This window comes from Sphingomonas adhaesiva, assembly GCF_036946125.1.
GTDB lineage: Bacteria > Pseudomonadota > Alphaproteobacteria > Sphingomonadales > Sphingomonadaceae > Sphingomonas > Sphingomonas adhaesiva_A.
This window is the reverse complement of the sequence record NZ_JAQIJT010000002.1, coordinates 2,485,683-2,502,489: the sequence shown is the minus strand read 5'-3', so window position 1 is coordinate 2,502,489 and position 16,807 is coordinate 2,485,683. Positions and strand designations below refer to the sequence as shown.

Below are 16,807 nucleotides of genomic sequence, written 5' to 3'. Positions count from 1 at the left end.
GGGACTTTTGGATAACTATCCGCTTTCCGATTTCGATAATTGAAACGGGGGGAGGAATGGAAGGCGGGTCGAAGACGATCGAGCGGGTGGGCGACATCCTGCGGGCGCTCGAACGCGGGCCGGAGGAGGGCATGACGTCGGGCCAGATCGCCACCGCCACCGGCTTCGACAAGGCGACCGCCTATCGCGCGCTCGTCTCGCTGGGCCGGATCGGGCTGGTCGATCGCGATACCGAAAGCCGGCGGTTCCGCCTCGGGGTCTATCTCTTCAATCTCGGCGCAATCGCCGCGCGCCGGTTCTCCGTGCTGGCGCACGCGCGCGAGATCGTCTCGCATATCGCCCGGGAGACGGGCGATACCGTGTTCCTGTCGGTCCGGAACCGCTACGAATCGGTCTGCGTCGATTGCGCGACCGGCAGCTATCCGATCAAGGCGCAGACGCTGACGGTCGGTGAAAGCGTGCCGCTGGGCGTCAGCGCGGGGGGCGTCGCCATGCTCTCGACGATGAGCGACGCCGACATCCGCCATGCCATCCAGTACAATGCGATCGAGATATCCAAATTCCACTCGGTCCGCGCCGACGAGATCCTGGCGCAGGTGGAGGCGGCGCAGCGGCGCGGCTATGCCCATTACGCGGGTCAGGTGGTCGCCGGGATGGGCGCGGTCGCGCGCCCGATCCGCGGGCCGGCGGGGCAGGGGATCGCGGTCATCAGCGTCACCGCGGTGCTCGACCGGCTCGCACCGGCGCGGGTGCAGTTGATCGACACGCTGCTGCGCGAGGGGATCGAGAAGATCGAGCAGCGCGCGCTGCTGATCGGCAACAGGCTGGAGACGATCGCCTGACCGTTCAGCAGCGGCGGGAAAGCCCCCCGTCGACGACCAGGAGGTGCCCGTTGATGTAGCGCGCCTCGTCCGAGGCGAGGAAGACGGCGGCGTTGGCGACGTCCCATACATCGCCCTGCGCCCCCGTCGGGCTCCGCCGGTTGCGTGCCGACAGATCGTCGGGATCGGCGAGCGAGCGCCCCATGTCGGTGTCGAGCAGGCCGGGGAGGATGGCGTTGGCGCGGATGCCGGCCGCCGCATATTCCAGCGCCACCGCGACGGTCATCTGATCGAGCGCGGCCTTCGAGGCATTGTAGATGGCGTAGTTCATGCCGGTGTGACGGATCGCGGCGATGCTGGACACGTTCACGATCGCGCCGCCGCGCTCGATCAGGTGCGGGAGCGCGTGACGCGTCGTCAGCGCGGCGCCGATGCAGTTGAGCGCCATGCCGCGCGTCCACTGCTCGCCGGTCAGCGTGGCGAAATCGCCCGACATGGGAACGCCGACGTTGTTGTGGAGCACGTCGATCCGCCCGTGCGTGGCGATGGTGCGCTCGATCGCCGCCGCGACGCTCGCCTCGTCGGTCACGTCCGCCTCGATGACCAGCGCGTCGCCGATCAGCGCCGCGGTACGGTGGCCGTTCTCGTGGCGCGCATCGACGACCACGACCTCCGCCCCCGCGGCGGCATAGGCGAGCGCGGCCGCCTGGCCGACGCTGACGCCGCCGTTCGGGGCACCGCCGCCGAAGACGACGCACAGCCGCCCGGCGAGGCGCTCGCTCCTGCTCGGGCCGCGATCGGTCACGCCGCGGTCATTCGGGCGAGAGGAAGGTGCGCAGGACGGCGTTGAACGCGTCCGGCGCCTCGAGGAACGGGAAGTGCGCACCGCCGTCATGGGCGCCGAACTCGTGATAGGTCGAACCGGCGATGCGGGAATGGACGTAGCGCTGCGAGCGCGGCGGCACGTGGCTGACGCTGCCGGCGATCACCAGCGTCGGCCGGTCGATCCGGGCGAGGATGTCGCGCCAGTCGTTGGTGCCGTGGCTGAGCAGCAGCGTCGCCGCGAGCGCCGGCGGCGTCCTGGCGTTCTCTGCGAGGATCCAGTCGTAGAGCGCGGGCGGGATCGACGGCGTGACCATTCCGGCGACGAAGCCGGCACGCGTCGCCTCCCCGTCCGGCCCGCTCAGCGCCGCGTACAGGTCGTAGAGGGTGGCGATCGGGAAGATCGCGCCCGCGTCGGCGATCTCCTCCTCGTCCATGCCGGGTAGTTGCAGCAGCATCGAGGGCTGGTCGACGAGGACGAGCCGGTCGATGGCGTCCGTGCCGAACAGGTCGACGAAGGCATAGAGGACCGACGCCCCCATCGACCAGCCGAGCAGGTGCGCGCGCTTCAGCTCCAGATGGTCCATCAGTTCGCGCACGTCCTGCGCCAGCCGCGCCATGCGCAGCCCGCCGGGCGGCACGGGTGCCTCGCCATGGCCGCGTACGTCCGCGACGACGACGGTCCAGCGGTCGGACAGCGCGTCGAGCTGATGCTGGAACATCGCCGCGGTCTGCGACCAGCCCGGTACGATGACGAGCGCGGGCCCGCTCCCCTGCCGGCGATAGGGGATGCGCGCGCCGTCGCTGGTGGTCAGCCAGCCGGTGACGGGCGCGGGCGTCGGCGGAGAGGAAGCATCGATCGACACGGTCAAGCCCTTCATCCTTACGGGTCAGAAGCGAACGGCGATCTCGCCGCCGAACTCGCGCGGGCGCCCGAAATAGGCCTCGTAGAGCGAGAAGGTGCTGGCGACGTCGATCGCGCTGACGATGTAGCGCTTGTCGGTCAGGTTCGTCACATAGCCCGAGAACGTCACCTTGTCGCTCGGCAGCGTGTAGGAGACGCGGCCGTTCAGCAGGGCATAGGGGCGCTGCGCGATCGCCTCGACGTTGTTCGCCTCCTTGTACGTCTTCGACCGATAGGTTCCGTCGAGCCGCGCGACGATCCGGCCGCCCGCGGACAGCTCGATGCGCTGTTCGATCGACGCGCTCAGCGACAGTTTGGGCGTCTCCGGCAGCTCGGCGCTGAGTGGGAAGGACACGCCGGGGTCGAGCCGGCGATATTCGCCGTCGAGGTAGCTGAGCCCGCCCTGGATGCGCGTGCCGCCGTCGAGGTTGATCGTCAGGTCCGATTCGATGCCGCGGATGCGCGCCGCGCCGGCGTTCTGTACCGTCGGCTGCGGCGCGCCGGTGCTGTCCGCCTGGATCGTGGTAAGTTGCAGGTTGGTATAGTCGCTCTGGAACACGTCGATGTTGAACACCAGGCGACGGTCGAACCAGCTCGTCTTGAGCCCGAGCTCATAGGCCTTCAGCCGTTCCGGGAGATACCGCCGCAGCGACTGCTGGCTGAACAGGCGCGGCGTCCAGCCGCCCACCTTGAAGCCGTCCGAGTAGGAGAAGTAGACGAGCTTCGTCGGGCTGAGATCGTAGGACAGCGAGGCAGCCGGGGTCACCACGTTGTCGGTCGATTCGCACCGGATGAAGACGCCGTTCACGTCCACGCCGGGGCACGTGTAGGACCGCGGCTGGACCAGGAAGAACCAGTCGTTGCGGAAATTGCGCTGCTCGCGATTGTAGCGGAGGCCGGCGGTCAGATGGAGGCGCGGGGTGATGTCGAACGTGCCCTGACCGAAGGCGGCGTAGGTGTTGCCGCTCAACCGGCTGAGCGACCGCGCGTCGAAGTCGATCGGGATCGAGGTGGTGACGAGGCCCGACCACAGGTTCGCGACGATGCGGTTCTCCAGGTCCTGGTGCATGTAATAGAGGCCGGTGGTCCACTTGAGCCGGTCGTCGATGGACGAACCGCTCAACTGGAATTCCTGCGAGAACTGCTTGTTGTTGTCGTAGCTGACCGTCTCCAGCAACGGATAGGGAGAGCTGTCGCCGTCGCGTCCGGCGAAGCCCTTGACCCGGCGGAAGGCGGTGATCGACTTGAGCGAGATGTCGTCCGACAAGGCGAGGTTGGCGACCGCGGAAAGTCCCCAGACATCATAGTGGTCCGCGTTGGGGCCGGTCGCGCCCACCGCGCCGGGCGCGGTCGCCCAGCGCGCATCGAAGCGCGCGTTGGCGGGAAGGCCGAGCGCGGCGTTGATCGTCGGATAATATTCGTTGTTCAGCACGTCGACCAGCGGGCTCGCCCCCGCGACATAGCCGATGTTGCCGCCGTAGGCCTGGTGCTGGCGGATCCGGGTATAGTCGCCCGACAGCGTCAGGTCGAAGGTGCTCGACGGCTTCCACAGCAGCACCGCGCGCACCGCGTCCTGATTGATGTTGCCCTGCCCGTCGCCGTCGCGGCTGAGGTAGCGCTTCTGCAGGTCGTCGGTGTTGCGGCTGATCGCGGACAGCCGCAGCGCGACGTCGCCGCCGAGCGGCACGTTGACGCCGGCGGTGATGTCGAGCCGGTTGTACGAGCCCGCCGCCACCGTGGCGTTTCCGCTGAAGGTGTCGAGGTCGGGCTTCACCGTCGTGATGCGGATCGCACCGCCGATCGTGTTCTTGCCGTACAGCGTCCCCTGCGGCCCGCGCAGAACCTCGATCGACTGGACGTCGCCCAGGCTGTTCAGCGCGCCGCTGGAGCTCGCCACGTACACGTCGTCGACATAGAGGCCGACGCCCGGTTCGTTGGGGATGAGGAAGTCGTTCTGGCCGACGCCGCGGATGAAGATCTGCGCGGTCGTGCCGCCGCCGTCGGCGCGGCCGTTGTTGATGCTGACGCCCGGCGCGAAGGACGAGAATTGCTTGAGGTCCTGGACGCCCTGGTTGCGCAGCGTCTCGCCGGTAACCGCGATGATCGAGATCGGCACCTTCTGGATGCTTTCCGACCGCCGCCGGGCGGTGACGACGATCTCCGCGCCGGGGGACGGGGAGTCGGATTCGGGCGTCGCCGGCGCGGCGGCTGACGTCGCGCCTGCCGGTTCGCCCCGCGGTTGCGTATCCGTCTGCCGGGTATCCGCCGGTGCGGTCTGCGCGCTCGCGTGACCCGCCATCAACGAGACGATGCAGCTGCTCAGCGCCAAGGACCTCTTCAAGCCCATCTTTCAATCCCCTCCAAGGACCCGTCGCATTTACGATCGGGAGACGCCCGCTGGCGTCCTCAGGCTCAGGATGCGCCAAGCATCTGCGACTGCATCCTCCCATCACGCGGTGTGGCCGAAGTGGTTCGATTACTGAAATGCGGGCCCCCGATAATGAACCCGCCCATGTCGCGCGGCTGGGCGGAGGTCTCGCCAGCGCCCTGCCTCCCGGTCGACGATCTGAGCGGAATCGTCCCCGTCGCGCATCCGCTGTGCCGCCGGCCAGACCCGGATCGCGGTGGCATTCGCCGTGACGGGCTCGCCGGCGTGCAAAGTCGGCTCGGATCGAGGTAGCGATTCCGCTGATGGTGATCCGCGCAGGTTCGCCGCCGAAACGCACTTGTGCCTCAAACCCCTCTTCGACTCGACCGAAGCGAAGGTCGTCTAACTTGACGACCGGCGCTGAAGGAGCGGCCCGTGGTGGGTCGGCGCCGACCGCGCTCAAGCGAGGCCGAAGAGCACCGGCGGGCGAGCGATCACGCTCAAGAGGGGCGGCGGTCTGTCACCGGCTGCGCACGAACGAATGCGGCTCGACGGGGGCGGCGATCATCTGCGCGCGCTGGTGCCGCACGTCTAGGTGGGCGACGACGGGCTACGCATTCATGGGATCGAAGAATGATCTGCTAACCTCGGGCGACGAGTTGAAGTGACGAAAGGGGCTGGCGGGCTTGCGCGGGCGGGGCATGCCTCGGCCTCGCTGTAACCACCTTACGGGCCGGTGCATTTGGTCTGACGATACCCTTGGGACCTGCAGCTCATGCCGCTAACGTAGAGGATGCCGAGTTGGTCTGACAGCGCCCCGTTGCCTGAGATTCCGTCAGCCGCCCTAGAGAAAAATGACTGATCTACGTTTACGCAGCGTTAATGAGCGGATCGCCGAGCGCGCCGCGAACGTTGCCGACGCAAGATTACCGTAAGGAAGAAGCATGGCAGCTGAGAATCAGGACGCCCCGCCCGAGACGCACACCGATCTTCGCGGCGACCGTGACCTTACCGCGGCTGCCGTGACGATCGGTCGCCCGGCAGAAGAACTCTACAGTCATTTTCGCGATTTTGCGAACCTGCCCTCTTTCATGGAGAATATCGTGCGCATCGACGTGTACGACGACAGGCGCTCGCACTGGGTGATCAAGGCGCCGGCGGGCAAGACGGTGGAGTGGGACGCCACCGTCACTGCCGAAGAGCAAGGTAAATGGCTCACTTGGCAATCCGATGAGGGCGCCGACATCCCGAATTCGGGCAAAGTAACATTTGTCGACGCTGGCCCGCGTGGCACCGTCGTCACCGCGACGATCGCTTATGACCCGCCGGGCGGCGTCATGGGCAAGGTCGTCGCCAAGCTGTTTCAGCGCGAGCCGGCGATCCAGGTGCGACGTGATCTCAGGCGCTTCAAGCAACTGATGGAAACCGGCGAGATCGCCACCGCCGCGCGCACCCGCGCTGCTCGAGAAGAGGAAATGGCATGAGGGCGCTCACCTGGCACGGCAAGCATGACGTTCGTGTCGACACCGTCGATGATCCCGAAATCGTCAATCCACGCGATGCGATCATCCGCGTTACCTCGACCGCGATATGCGGGTCCGATCTGCACCTGTACGATCATTACATCCCGACGATGCAGTCGGGCGATATCCTGGGCCATGAGTTCATGGGCGAGGTGGTCGAGGTCGGGGCGAAATCCACGCTGAAGAAGGGGCAGCGCGTCGTCGTACCTTTCACAATCAGCTGCGGTGGCTGCTATCATTGCAAGAAGCACCAATATTCCGCGTGCGACAACGGGCTGCCCGCCGACAACCAGGATATTGCGCAGACCGTCTACGGGCAGCCGATGAGCGGTCTGTTCGGCTACAGCCACATGACCGGCGGTTACGCCGGCGGACAGGCCGAATATGTCCGCGTGCCGTTCAGCGACGTCGGGCCGATCGTCGTCCCCGACGGTATAGACGACGACAAGGTCCTGTTCCTGTCGGATATCCTGCCGACCGGCTGGCAGGCGGCGGAATTCGCACAGATCGAACCCGGCGACACGATCGCCGTCTGGGGTTGCGGCCCGGTGGGGCTGTTCGCGGTGCAATCGGCGTTCCTGATGGGCGCCGAGCGCGTCATCGCGATCGATCACCGGCCCCGCCGGCTCGCGCTGGCCAAGAAGTTCGGCGCCGAGACGCTGAATTTCGAGGGGGCCGACATCCACGACGCGCTCCAGCAGATGACCGGCGGGATCGGCCCTGACGCCGTCATCGATGCGGTCGGCCTCGAAGCGCACGGCATGTTCTTCGACAATGTGATCGACCACATCAAGGCGGCGACGTTCACCGGCACCGATCGCATCCATGCGATCCGGCAGGCGATCCTCGCTTGCCGCAAGGGTGGGCGCGTCTCGATGCCAGCGGTCTATGGCGGGTTCGTCGACAAGTTCCCGCTCGGTGCCTTCATGGAGAAGGGGCTGACGCTGAAGACGGGGCAGACCCACGTGCAGCATTACATGCCCGCGCTGCTCAACGCGATCATGGAGGGCAAGATCGACACGACGTTCCTCATCTCGCACCGGCTCGATCTCGAGGAGGCGCCGCAGGGCTACGACATGTTCCTCAACGACCAGGACAATGTGACCAAGGTGGTGCTGAAGCCCGGCATCGGCCGGCAAGTGGGAGGCGCGTGATGACAAGCAAGTTCGCCATCGTGACCGGCGCATCGAGCGGGATTGGGCTGGAGCTGGCCAGGCTCGCTGCGGCTGATGGATACGAGCTGCTGCTCGCCGCCGATACGCCGTTCGACGACGAGACACCGTCGGGTGCCGAGACGATCGAGGTCGATCTCTCCACGATCGAGGGGGTCGACGCGCTGATGGAGAAGGCGGGTGGACGGCAGATCGACCTGCTCTGCGCCAATGCCGGCCATGGATTGGGGCACGCGTTCCTCGATCAGAAGGTGTCGAAGTGGCGGCACGTGATCGACACCAACATCACCGGCACGATCTACCTGCTGCAGCGGGTGATACCCGACATGGTCGCGCGCAACGACGGCAAGGTGCTGGTGACCGGATCGGTCGCCGGCTACATTCCCGGGTCGTTCCAGGCGGTCTACAACGGGACGAAGGCGTTCGTGGATAGCTTCACCGAGGCGCTGCGCAACGAATTGAAGGATGCCGACGGCGTGACGCTGTCGACGCTGATGCCCGGGCCGGTCGACACCGAATTCTTTGCGCGAGGCGAGATGCTCGATACCTCCGTCGGCACCGATCCGAACAAGAGCGATCCCGCCGATGTGGCGAAGGTCGGCTGGGACGCAGTCATGCGGGGCAAGGCATCGGTATTCGCCGGATGGAAGACGAAGGTGCAGGGCGTGCTCGCCAATGTCACCCCTGCGTCGGTGCTTGCCGAACAGCATCGTCGCATGGCCGAGCCGGGATCCGCCGATCGCTAGCCCGTCGCCGGTTGTTCTTCGGGCATCACGGCGAATTCCAGCTCAGCGTGACGTGCGCGTCACCTGGCAAGCGGAACTCGATCCGGTCGTGACCAACATATGTCGGCCGGATCGCCTCACCGTCTCCGATGGTGACGTGGCAGGCCGGTAGCCGGCGACGCCCGCGGCGGACGATCGCGAGCAGCGCCTCGCTCTCGCGCGTACCCGTCAGTTGCAGGCCGATCGCTCGATCGCCGGTCGTCTCCTGCGCCGCGAGCAGGTGATCGCTGAAGATATGGAACGGCGCATCGTCGACGCGGTGAAAGGCGCGACTTGCGAGCACGAGAGCGGCGCCGGCACCATAGATTTCCTGCCCTACCTGCCCCGGCGCCTGTCCGTCGGCATACAAATCCTCCACAGGAAACGATAACGCCCGATCGATATGCCCGTTGCGAATGTCCCTCGCCAGGATGTCGGCGGGCAGCGCATCGGGATAATAGAACCACGCGCGGTGGAGCACATACTTGCCATACTCCGCGATCAGCGTCCGCGCGGCGGGATCGAGCTCCGGCCCGCTTTCGAGAAGGAAGCGTTCCCACGCCATGAAGCTGTCGAAGCATTCGTACATCGCCATGTACGGCGCGTCGTGCAGCGCGGTGGTGCCAAAGAAATTGCTGTAATGCGCCGCTGCGGCGATGCGCGATTCCCAGATCTCGCAATTGTGCAGGAAGCTGGCGAGATAGACATAGGCCTGCTCGCGATATTCGGCGCGGTTTGTGACGCGCCATAGCCGCATACAGGCTGCAGCGCCCCACGCGGTGAGGTTCGCCTGATATTCCAGCTCGAAGCGCATTCCCATCGCGGCGTCGAGTGCCGCACGCGCTTCGTCGACGAAGCGCGTCTCCCCGGTCAGTTCGAAGCCCAGCAGCATCACATAGGCGTAGAAGCCGCCGACATCGGTCTGCCCATGCTTCTCGTCACCGCGCTTGGCCGTGATGACGCGGAAGTCACGCACGTCATACTGGATCGGCCAGTCGTAGGCGAAATGATGCGCCGCGCGGATGCCGTAATCGACCGAGCGCAGAAAAAGGTCACGGGCCCAATCCTCCCCGTCGAGCGCCAGATGGGCCAGATTGCGCAGCGGGTGATAGAGATACCAGGAATCGACGGCGTCCGCATTCTTGTCCTCGCCGACGTTGGGCAGATAGCGCCGCAGCGTCTTGAGGTCAGGGTCATAGAACCGCTCCATGCCGGCGGCGAAGGCTGCCTCGAGCGGTTCCGGCTGCCTGCTCCACCGCGCGAAATCGTGGATGGCAGCGAGCACCGTCATCTGCACCATCGAATCGGGGTATTCGGCACCGGTGTAGGGGCGGATGTAGCGATGGCCATAGCTGGTGCAGGTTGCCGCTGGCGCCTGGTCCAGGTCGCGCAGCGTTGCCTCTGCGCGCGACACCCAGTCGCGGAAGAGGATCGGCGGGCGATCGAGCGCCGCATAGGCCTCACCGAGCATCTGAACGAACTGCCGCGCCTTCTCCTGTTCGGATGTGGCGCCCAAATCTCGCAGTACGATGATCGCGTCGCTCATCGCGGTCTCTTCGCCAGCGGGCAGCGGCTTGATCGGTGGCGTGCCGCTCTGCGGCGGGGTCGGCGGCAGATATCCGAGTTCGGGCCATTCTCCGCCGACCCGGCCGATCGGCGACGTCTCGGTCGTGCGGAAATAGTCGTTGAGGCGCGTCAGGTCCTGCACGTAGAGCACGTGGCCGAAGGCCGGCTCTTCGACCGTGAGATAGACCAGTCCGGTATTCGGACCGCGCTGCGCCGCTTCCACCCGTCCCGTCGCGCCCATTGGGTCATCGTCGCCATCAAGCGGATAGAGATCGCGCGGAAGGAACGGGATGAGCAGCGGGGCCGTCGGCGTCACCCACGCCCTGACGCGCAATCGCCTGAGATCGTCGCCGCTCCCCCCGAAGCTGAAGCGATGGCGACCGGCCGCGCTTTCCGCCACCAGATGGAGCGCCTCGCCTTCGCCAGCCTTGCGCTTGCGGATCCTGCGAAAGCCGCCGGTCGCATGGCCGGCGCGGATCGCGATTCCGCCGCCGCCGGGACGGCGAACGACCGCCCACATCGAATCGTCGCCCGCCGCGATCTCGACGCGACAATCGCCGATCTCGAACGTCCCGATCGCCTCAAGGCCGGCGGCAAGCGCCTCACGCAGCGCCAGGACATAGCCGCTCGCCCCCGGCGAGCGGCTACCGCCGGATTTCGCCGCGTGCGCCTTGCCTGCCTTCTTCACCATATCGTGCGCAGCTACGCCTTGGCCTCGCCCGGGCCTTCGCCGGCGTACAGCTCGGCGTATCGCCGCGTGACCGTCGGCAATGTCTCGTCGATCCACGCGGCCATGCGCAGTTCCTCGTCGAGCGACTGCTGCAGCATCGATACCGAGGCGAGCCCGCAATCTTCTCCGAGTGTGATCAGTGCCTTGTAGCTGGCGATTTCGAAATGCTCGAATGCGTAGTTCGCGAAGCTGTTCTTGAGGATCTCGTCGCCGGCGACGCTGTGCGCCACCGCCGCCATGCTACCCGACAGGCTGAGGCCCGTATCCTTGAGCATGGATGCGCTCGTGTCGAATCCCCTCAGCACCTCATCGAGCCGTGCGATCTGCCCTTCGGTCTCGTCGATATGCGCGCGCAGGCGATCGGCAACCTCCGGGTAATTGACGATCCGGGCAACTTGCGGCGTCATGATCGAGAGGGCCTGCTTCTCCATCGCATGGGCATTGCGCAGGCCGTCGATGAACAGCGACGTTCGGCGATCGTGATCGGTCATGAAACTTCTCCTTGGTCGAGGGAACGGCGGCGGCTCACAGCGGCATCCCTGCCTGGCAGCGCTCAAGCTCCACCGCATCGTGAGCGCAGGCGACGGTGACGGCGCCGGCCTGTTCGATGGACAGGATTCGCAGGCGGTGTTGGTTGGAAAGGCGGTTGGTGCGATCGACTTCCATCAGCCGCTGATAGGCGCGGAAGCCTGGCGTGCAGTGGCGGTGCGCGCGGCGCATCTCACCGCGGTAGAAATAGGCATCGCCGGCATGCAGCAGCCAGCGGCCGTCGGGACGGCGGATCGCGACACCGGCGTGCCCCCAGGTATGCCCGGGGAGAGGCACCAGCAGGATTTCGGGTGGCAGGCCGTCGAGATCGCGTACCGCGTCGAACCCGAACCATGGCTCGCCGCGCACGCCGTAGCGCCGCCACGACACCACATCGTCGAATTGTCGCGCGCGCCATCGATGACGCGCGACGAAACCTGTTTGCGGCCGCGTTGCATCGTCATACTCGCGCTGCATGACGTGGACCGTCGCCTCGGGGAAATCCTCCAGCCCGCCGGCATGATCGAAATCGAGATGGGTGAGGATGATGTGGCGCACGTCCTCCGCGCGAAAGCCCAGCGCCTCGATCTGGAAAAGCGCGGTGTCGCGCTCGCGCAGACGGATGTTGAGCATCAGTCGCCAAGGAATGGGGATCCGTTTGCCTGGCACCGCGTGCGGATGATCGACATCGCGCAGCCCGTAGCCCGTGTCGACCAGTACCAATCCGTGCGCCTGCGTCTCAATCAACAGGCAGTGGCAGACGATATGCCCCAGCGGCCCCACGCTGCGTCCATCGAAGAGCGCGCCGCCGAGCGGACAGGCGGTACCGCAGTTGAGATGGTGGATGCGCATCGATGCCAAGGCTGCCCGCGCGATCAGCGCGCGTTGGTCCAAAGTTTCTCCGCCTGGGAGAGGTGCGCCTGGACGATCGGTATCGCGGCTTCTGCCGAGGCGCGGAGCGGCGCCTGGTCGCCGTTGCGCCCATAGGCCTGATGCAGCGACAAGGCGGCCTGGTGCGCGGGGCTCTGCTGGCGGAGATAGACCCGGTCGAGGTCTGCCGGAGCGGCGCCATCCAGTTCCGAGATCGAGCGGGCAGCGCCCGCATCGAGTCCTGGCGGCGGCGGGCTCATACCGGCCTTGCGTGCCGCGGCGAGGGTCGCTGCGGTCGTATCGCGATGATGGGTGACGAGCATTTGCCCATAGCGGCGGACCTGCGGCGATTTCGCCTTCTTCATGGCAATCTGGCTCGACCGAATTTCGTGAAGGTCGCTTCGCCCGGCCGCTGCGACATACCCGGCCGCCTGCGAGCTCGCCTGTGGCGGCTGAGGCGGAGTCTTCGCAGCGGCAACGACGGGCAGGGTGAGGGAGGTGAGCAAAGCAAACCGCATCGTCAAATCTCCTATCCTGGTGATGTGCAGGACTCTTCGAAACGAGTGCTGTCTCCCCACGAAAACAAAGCTGCTACGATATGGTCTCATTAAAGCTACCAAGAAATCGCCTTACCTAGATTAGATCATGTTATATGTTGTTAATCTCGATCATGACATGCAGTATAATTGTTGGCAAATTCTCCGATGTATTCTTGAAGGTAAACACGTCCTCGATGCTCGATCTTCTCATCGTGGCGCCTCACGTCGACATGCCGCTGAGCGCATGTGGGGTGCGCGCCTGCCGAAGTTTAGCGACATGGCCGGGAACGCCTTGCGGGCGTTCATCCGGCGCAAGATCGCGCATGCCGCGCGTCATAGGGATGCCAATATATGGCTCGCCGTCATTCTCGACGACCCCGAGCGGGACAGCGAGACGATCGTCGCGGGCGCCCTGCGTGACACCGCGCTGATCGGCGCTTTGCGTAAAGGCAAGCGGGCCGAGCCGGGCATCTCGGCCTGCAGCACATGCTTCACCGCTAGCCGCGCCGCGCGACGAAGAGCCTCCGCGGACGAAATGCCTCGTCAATGATCGCCAGGCACCATTGCACCGTCCCCGCGCGAGCGGTCCGGCCGCTACCGCCGCGCGACGCGTCGGACCTGGTGACGGGAACGCTCCGGATCGAGCAGTTCGAGCACCCCATTGCGCAGCGTCAGGCGGTTCTCGCGCCGCGCGCTCTGAAGCACGCGATTGAGGTGGACGGAGGTGAGGCCAAGCGCGTCGGCCAGGATTTCCTGCGTCAGTGGCAGCGGGCAGCTGGCATCGCTCGTGCAGCCGGCCAGTTGCAGCCTTTCGAGCAGTTCCAGAAACAGATCCTCCAATCGCTCTGACGCCGTCATGCGGCCGACGCGCGATCTGATTGAGAAGGTAGATCTCGTCGCAGGCGGCCGATGCGGCGTAGGCGGCGCGCAGCGACGGCATGCCAGCATCGGGCGCCGGGCACGTCAGCACCGGCGTGATCGCGACGAGCGTCGCGGGCGCGACGTGCCCTGGCCGATCGGAATATCCGACCAGATCGCCGGCAACCTTGAAATCGAGGATCTGCCTCCGTCTGCCCCGGTTCGCTGTATCGTCGGACACGATAGCTCCCGGCAAAACGATGGTGGACCCCAGCAGACGTCGGTGCCGTCCGCGACAACCTATGTCGACCTGATCATGCGCGCTCCGCCCGGAGCGACGCGCGGCTCGTGCGCTCGCCAATCAGCGAGCGACAGGTCGCCGACGGCTGCCGTCTCGGCATTCATTCCATTGGAGATGAGTTCGCTTGCCCAGCGGCAGCGTGCAGGCTCCTGCGCCGCCACTGCGTCAGACGGCACCCACAGATCGTATTCCCGCATATGCGCGTCGGCGGCGGTGAAGAGCACGCAGATATCCGCCGCCAGCCCCACGAGCACCAATCGCGAGACGCCGAGCCGCGGCAGTAAGGCCGGCAGAGTCGTTGCATAGAACCCGGAGGACTCGGGCTTGATAACGAAATAGTCGCCGGTTCCCGGTCGAAGCGCTCGTGCGATCGATGCGCCACGGTTCCGCTCGCTCGAAAGCTCCTCGATCAGCTGGCTCGGCTCATCGCGCCATCGCCCGTAATTGTCGTTGACATAGATCACCGGAACGTCGGCTGCCACGGCTTGCTCGCGCAGCGCGGTTATCGGCGCGACGATGCCGTCGGCGGCGTCCGCCAGCGCTTCTCCACCATCAAAATCGAACGTGTTGAGCACGTCGATCATGAGGATCGCTGCGTCGGTCATTCCGGCAGCACCGTCACTCGCTGGCGGTCGGATCGAGGGCTCGGGTCTTGGCATCGTCCATGTCGGTAGCCGCGCCGAGATCGCCGTCGGTCACTCGACCGGCACCGGGGCCAGCCCCCAGATCGGCGCCGGTTATCGGGTCGGAACCGGTCTGCGATTTGGTCCGCCCGGCCAGCGCGGTCAACGCGGCCATGTCATCCTCGCCGAGCTGCACGCTGGCCATGCCGTCGCCACCGTCGACCGGAATCGCTCCGGCCACGTCGTCGATCCGCTCCCATTGATCGCCACTGTTCCATGGTCCGTCGGCGTCGCCTTCGCCCTGCGACGTGTTGACGTAGGTATCGGCATAGGGCGCGATCCCCGGCAGCTTGCCCGGCGGGAAATTGTTCTCGATCGCGTAGAGCGCCTTCTCGAAGCTCTTCTGGTGCGCGATCTCGCGGGTCATCAGGAAACCGAGCGCATCCTTGATCCCGGGGTCGTCGGTACAGTTGATCAGCCGCTCGTAGACGATCTTCGCGCGGCTTTCGGCAGCGATGTTCGAGCGCAGGTCGCAGGTCGGGTCGCCGCGGCTGTCGATATACGCCGCAGTCCACGGCACACCGGAGGAATTGGTCAGCGCCGGCCCGCCGCCGTACAGGATTGCCTGGGTATGGCTGTTGCCGCCCCGATTGAGCGACAGGTACAGTTCGGCTTCCGTCATCGCGCCTTCGCTGACCTGCGCCTTCGCGCCTTTCATCAGCATCGCGACGACCGAGCCGATCACCTCGAGGTGGCTCAGTTCTTCGGTAGCGATGTCGATGAGCAGATCCTTGCGCCCGGGGTCGTCCTCGCCAAGCCCCTGCGTGAAGTAACGCATCGCCGCAGCCAGCTCGCCGTCCGGTCCGCCGAATTGCTCGAGCATGAATGATCCGAGAGCAGGGTTAGGCTCGGCAACGCGAACGGTGTATTGCAGGCGCTTGTTGTGCATGAACATTGGCGGGACTCCTCAGCCCCATCAGCGCGTGGCGGAAAAAGTAGTTTCGTAATTGGCGAGACAATTATCTTCATATAAGTTATTGATAAGAAACTGCTCATCAAAACAGCGCAGGTTGCTGGCGGTCTATCGGAAACTCGTCTATCGATGAGTCGCCTCGTGCTTCGGGTGCGAATATCACCGGCGTAGCTCGGTCCAACCCTGTTTCACCGCAGCCGCACGGTCTCGTGGCAGATGTCGTTTCCGCGCTCGACCAGCACGCCCCCGACGTTTCCGGGCGAAAGCGGACGTACATCAACAACATCAGCTGGACGACCGTGGCGACGAGTTGAAGTACCGAACCGGGCTGGCAGGGTTGCGAGGGCGGGGGCGTGCCTGATTGCCCCTTTTTCAGTCGGTGCCTTTGGTGAGATGATCCCAATGCCGGTCCGCCCCTGGTTTTCTCGCGGGCTTACTCCGCCGCCATCAACGCCGGAGTGCTTACCCCCAGCTCTTCCGCGAACCAGGCTGCCGTCCGCGGCAGGCCATCGTCGATCCGCACCTTCGGTTCCCAACCCAGCAGCGACCGCGCGCGGGCGATGTCGGGGCGGCGGCGGCGGGGATCGTCCTGGGGCAGGTCCATGTGGATGACGCGGCCGTCGGTCGGCACCAGCGCCAGCACCTTGTCCAGCAGTTCGCCGATCGTGAATTCGTCGGGGTTGCCCAGGTTGACCGGCTCCATCCCGTCGATGTCGCTTTCCATCAGCCGGATCAGTCCCTCCACCATGTCGCTGACGTAGCAGAAGCTGCGCGTCTGCGTGCCGTCGCCGTAGACGGTGATATCGTTGCCGGTCAGCGCCTGACACACGAGGTTGGAGACGACGCGCCCGTCATCGGGGTGCATGTGCGGTCCATAGGTGTTGAAGATGCGCGCGACGCGCACCTCCGCGCGCGCCATGCGAGCATAGTCGAAGGTCATCGCCTCCGCCGCGCGCTTGCCTTCGTCATAGCAGGCGCGCGGGCCGGTGCAGCTGACCCAGCCGCGATAGCCCTCCACCTGCGGATGCACCTCCGGGTCGCCATAGACTTCGCTGGTGGAGGTCAGCAGGAAGCGCGCGCCGCTCTGCTCGGCGAGGCGCAGCAGGTGGTGCGTGCCGACGACGTTGGTCAGCATCGTATGCTCGGGATCGGCCTGATATTGCGGGGGCGAGGCGGCGCAGGCGCAATTGTAGATGCGGGTGATACGCCGCGCGTGGCGCATGACGGTGGCGGGCAGCGCGTTGACGATGTCGGCCTCGACGAAGGTGAAGCCGGGCAGGTCCTCCAGCACGCGCAGGTTGGAGGGGCGCGCGGTCTGGAGGTTGTCGAGGCACAGCACCTCGAACCCGCGCTCGGCCAGCGCGCGGCACAGATGCGACCCGATGAAGCCCGCGCCCCCGGCGACCAGAGCGATCGGTGGCTGTTGACCCATGGTTGGTGTCTCC

General features: G+C 65.9%; 16 protein-coding genes. 5 read left to right on the top strand and 11 right to left on the bottom strand.

The window, feature by feature from the left end; all coding sequences use genetic code 11:
- The first annotated feature begins 56 nt into the window (after positions 1 to 56).
- Positions 57 to 842 carry an IclR family transcriptional regulator gene (locus PGN23_RS18020; RefSeq protein WP_335304477.1) on the top strand — a complete coding sequence of 262 codons (786 nt, stop codon included), beginning with the start codon at positions 57 to 59 and terminating at the stop codon, positions 840 to 842.
- 4 nt (positions 843 to 846) lie between these two features.
- On the opposite strand, the gene PGN23_RS18015 is transcribed toward PGN23_RS18020, so the two are convergent.
- The 3 genes from PGN23_RS18015 to PGN23_RS18005 are packed head-to-tail and all read right to left on the bottom strand — an operon-like array spanning position 847 to position 4,888.
- Positions 847 to 1,626: an SDR family NAD(P)-dependent oxidoreductase gene (locus PGN23_RS18015; RefSeq protein WP_335304476.1), complete on the bottom strand. Its 780-nt coding sequence runs from the start codon at positions 1,624 to 1,626 to the stop codon at positions 847 to 849.
- Positions 1,627 to 1,633: 7 nt separating this feature from the next.
- Positions 1,634 to 2,509, bottom strand: coding sequence for an alpha/beta fold hydrolase (locus PGN23_RS18010; RefSeq protein WP_335304648.1), 876 nt, complete (start codon positions 2,507 to 2,509; stop codon positions 1,634 to 1,636).
- A 24-nt stretch (positions 2,510 to 2,533) separates the two neighbouring features.
- Complete coding sequence (locus tag PGN23_RS18005; RefSeq protein WP_335304475.1) at positions 2,534 to 4,888, bottom strand: TonB-dependent receptor; 2,355 nt, start codon at positions 4,886 to 4,888, stop codon at positions 2,534 to 2,536.
- Positions 4,889 to 5,859: 971 nt separating this feature from the next.
- Between PGN23_RS18005 and PGN23_RS18000 the strand changes: the two genes are divergently transcribed.
- The 3 genes from PGN23_RS18000 to PGN23_RS17990 are packed head-to-tail and all read left to right on the top strand — an operon-like array spanning position 5,860 to position 8,356.
- Positions 5,860 to 6,399: an SRPBCC family protein gene (locus tag PGN23_RS18000; RefSeq protein ID WP_335304474.1), complete on the top strand. Its 540-nt coding sequence runs from the start codon at positions 5,860 to 5,862 to the stop codon at positions 6,397 to 6,399.
- On the top strand, positions 6,396 to 7,592 hold the full coding sequence (locus tag PGN23_RS17995) for a zinc-dependent alcohol dehydrogenase (protein WP_335304473.1): 1,197 nt from the start codon (positions 6,396 to 6,398) through the stop codon (positions 7,590 to 7,592). Before PGN23_RS18000 ends, PGN23_RS17995 begins: the two co-directional genes overlap by 4 nt.
- Complete coding sequence (locus PGN23_RS17990) at positions 7,592 to 8,356, top strand: SDR family NAD(P)-dependent oxidoreductase (RefSeq protein WP_335304472.1); 765 nt, start codon at positions 7,592 to 7,594, stop codon at positions 8,354 to 8,356. The genes PGN23_RS17995 and PGN23_RS17990 overlap by 1 nt, the downstream gene beginning before the upstream one ends.
- A gap of 25 nt (positions 8,357 to 8,381) precedes the next feature.
- Here the strand turns inward: PGN23_RS17990 and PGN23_RS17985 are convergent, their stop codons facing one another.
- The 4 genes from PGN23_RS17985 to PGN23_RS17970 are packed head-to-tail and all read right to left on the bottom strand — an operon-like array spanning position 8,382 to position 12,586.
- Positions 8,382 to 10,631, bottom strand: coding sequence for a hypothetical protein (locus PGN23_RS17985; protein ID WP_335304647.1), 2,250 nt, complete (start codon positions 10,629 to 10,631; stop codon positions 8,382 to 8,384).
- An 11-nt stretch (positions 10,632 to 10,642) separates the two neighbouring features.
- Positions 10,643 to 11,161 carry a ferritin-like domain-containing protein gene (locus PGN23_RS17980; protein WP_335304471.1) on the bottom strand — a complete coding sequence of 173 codons (519 nt, stop codon included), beginning with the start codon at positions 11,159 to 11,161 and terminating at the stop codon, positions 10,643 to 10,645.
- Between the two features lie 34 nt (positions 11,162 to 11,195).
- On the bottom strand, positions 11,196 to 12,050 hold the full coding sequence (locus PGN23_RS17975; RefSeq protein WP_335304470.1) for an MBL fold metallo-hydrolase: 855 nt from the start codon (positions 12,048 to 12,050) through the stop codon (positions 11,196 to 11,198).
- 23 nt (positions 12,051 to 12,073) lie between these two features.
- Positions 12,074 to 12,586 (bottom strand): DUF4142 domain-containing protein, encoded by a 513-nt coding sequence (locus PGN23_RS17970; protein ID WP_335304646.1) that lies wholly within the window; start codon positions 12,584 to 12,586, stop codon positions 12,074 to 12,076.
- Between the two features lie 127 nt (positions 12,587 to 12,713).
- On the opposite strand from PGN23_RS17970, the gene PGN23_RS17965 reads away from it, so the two are divergent.
- Positions 12,714 to 13,157 (top strand): hypothetical protein, encoded by a 444-nt coding sequence (locus PGN23_RS17965; RefSeq protein ID WP_335304469.1) that lies wholly within the window; start codon positions 12,714 to 12,716, stop codon positions 13,155 to 13,157.
- Between the two features lie 44 nt (positions 13,158 to 13,201).
- Here the strand turns inward: PGN23_RS17965 and PGN23_RS17960 are convergent, their stop codons facing one another.
- The 4 genes from PGN23_RS17960 to PGN23_RS17945 form a co-directional block, all read right to left on the bottom strand.
- Positions 13,202 to 13,465, bottom strand: coding sequence for a helix-turn-helix domain-containing protein (locus PGN23_RS17960; RefSeq protein ID WP_335304468.1), 264 nt, complete (start codon positions 13,463 to 13,465; stop codon positions 13,202 to 13,204).
- 300 nt (positions 13,466 to 13,765) lie between these two features.
- Entirely contained in the window at positions 13,766 to 14,371 is a 606-nt protein-coding gene (locus PGN23_RS17955) for an isochorismatase family cysteine hydrolase (RefSeq protein WP_335304467.1), read from the bottom strand.
- A gap of 13 nt (positions 14,372 to 14,384) precedes the next feature.
- Entirely contained in the window at positions 14,385 to 15,344 is a 960-nt protein-coding gene (locus PGN23_RS17950) for a manganese catalase family protein (protein ID WP_335304466.1), read from the bottom strand.
- 451 nt (positions 15,345 to 15,795) lie between these two features.
- Positions 15,796 to 16,794: a UDP-glucuronic acid decarboxylase family protein gene (locus PGN23_RS17945; protein ID WP_335304464.1), complete on the bottom strand. Its 999-nt coding sequence runs from the start codon at positions 16,792 to 16,794 to the stop codon at positions 15,796 to 15,798.
- Between the last annotated feature and the right edge of the window lie 13 nt (positions 16,795 to 16,807).

Excerpts from the sequence above, each read along its gene's own strand:
- PGN23_RS17955 (WP_335304467.1), bottom strand. The coding sequence starts at position 14,371 with ATGACCGACGCAGCGATCCTCATGATCGACGTGCTCAACACGTTCGAT.
- PGN23_RS18000 (WP_335304474.1), top strand. The coding sequence starts at position 5,860 with ATGGCAGCTGAGAATCAGGACGCCCCGCCCGAGACGCACACCGATCTT.
- PGN23_RS17970 (WP_335304646.1), bottom strand. The coding sequence starts at position 12,586 with ATGCGGTTTGCTTTGCTCACCTCCCTCACCCTGCCCGTCGTTGCCGCT.
- PGN23_RS17950 (WP_335304466.1), bottom strand. The coding sequence starts at position 15,344 with ATGTTCATGCACAACAAGCGCCTGCAATACACCGTTCGCGTTGCCGAG.
- PGN23_RS17965 (WP_335304469.1), top strand. The coding sequence starts at position 12,714 with ATGTTATATGTTGTTAATCTCGATCATGACATGCAGTATAATTGTTGG.
- PGN23_RS17985 (WP_335304647.1), bottom strand. The coding sequence starts at position 10,631 with ATGGTGAAGAAGGCAGGCAAGGCGCACGCGGCGAAATCCGGCGGTAGC.
- PGN23_RS18020 (WP_335304477.1), top strand. The coding sequence starts at position 57 with ATGGAAGGCGGGTCGAAGACGATCGAGCGGGTGGGCGACATCCTGCGG.
- PGN23_RS17995 (WP_335304473.1), top strand. The coding sequence starts at position 6,396 with ATGAGGGCGCTCACCTGGCACGGCAAGCATGACGTTCGTGTCGACACC.
- PGN23_RS17980 (WP_335304471.1), bottom strand. The coding sequence starts at position 11,161 with ATGACCGATCACGATCGCCGAACGTCGCTGTTCATCGACGGCCTGCGC.
- PGN23_RS17960 (WP_335304468.1), bottom strand. The coding sequence starts at position 13,465 with ATGACGGCGTCAGAGCGATTGGAGGATCTGTTTCTGGAACTGCTCGAA.
- PGN23_RS17945 (WP_335304464.1), bottom strand. The coding sequence starts at position 16,794 with ATGGGTCAACAGCCACCGATCGCTCTGGTCGCCGGGGGCGCGGGCTTC.
- PGN23_RS17975 (WP_335304470.1), bottom strand. The coding sequence starts at position 12,050 with ATGCGCATCCACCATCTCAACTGCGGTACCGCCTGTCCGCTCGGCGGC.
- PGN23_RS17990 (WP_335304472.1), top strand. The coding sequence starts at position 7,592 with ATGACAAGCAAGTTCGCCATCGTGACCGGCGCATCGAGCGGGATTGGG.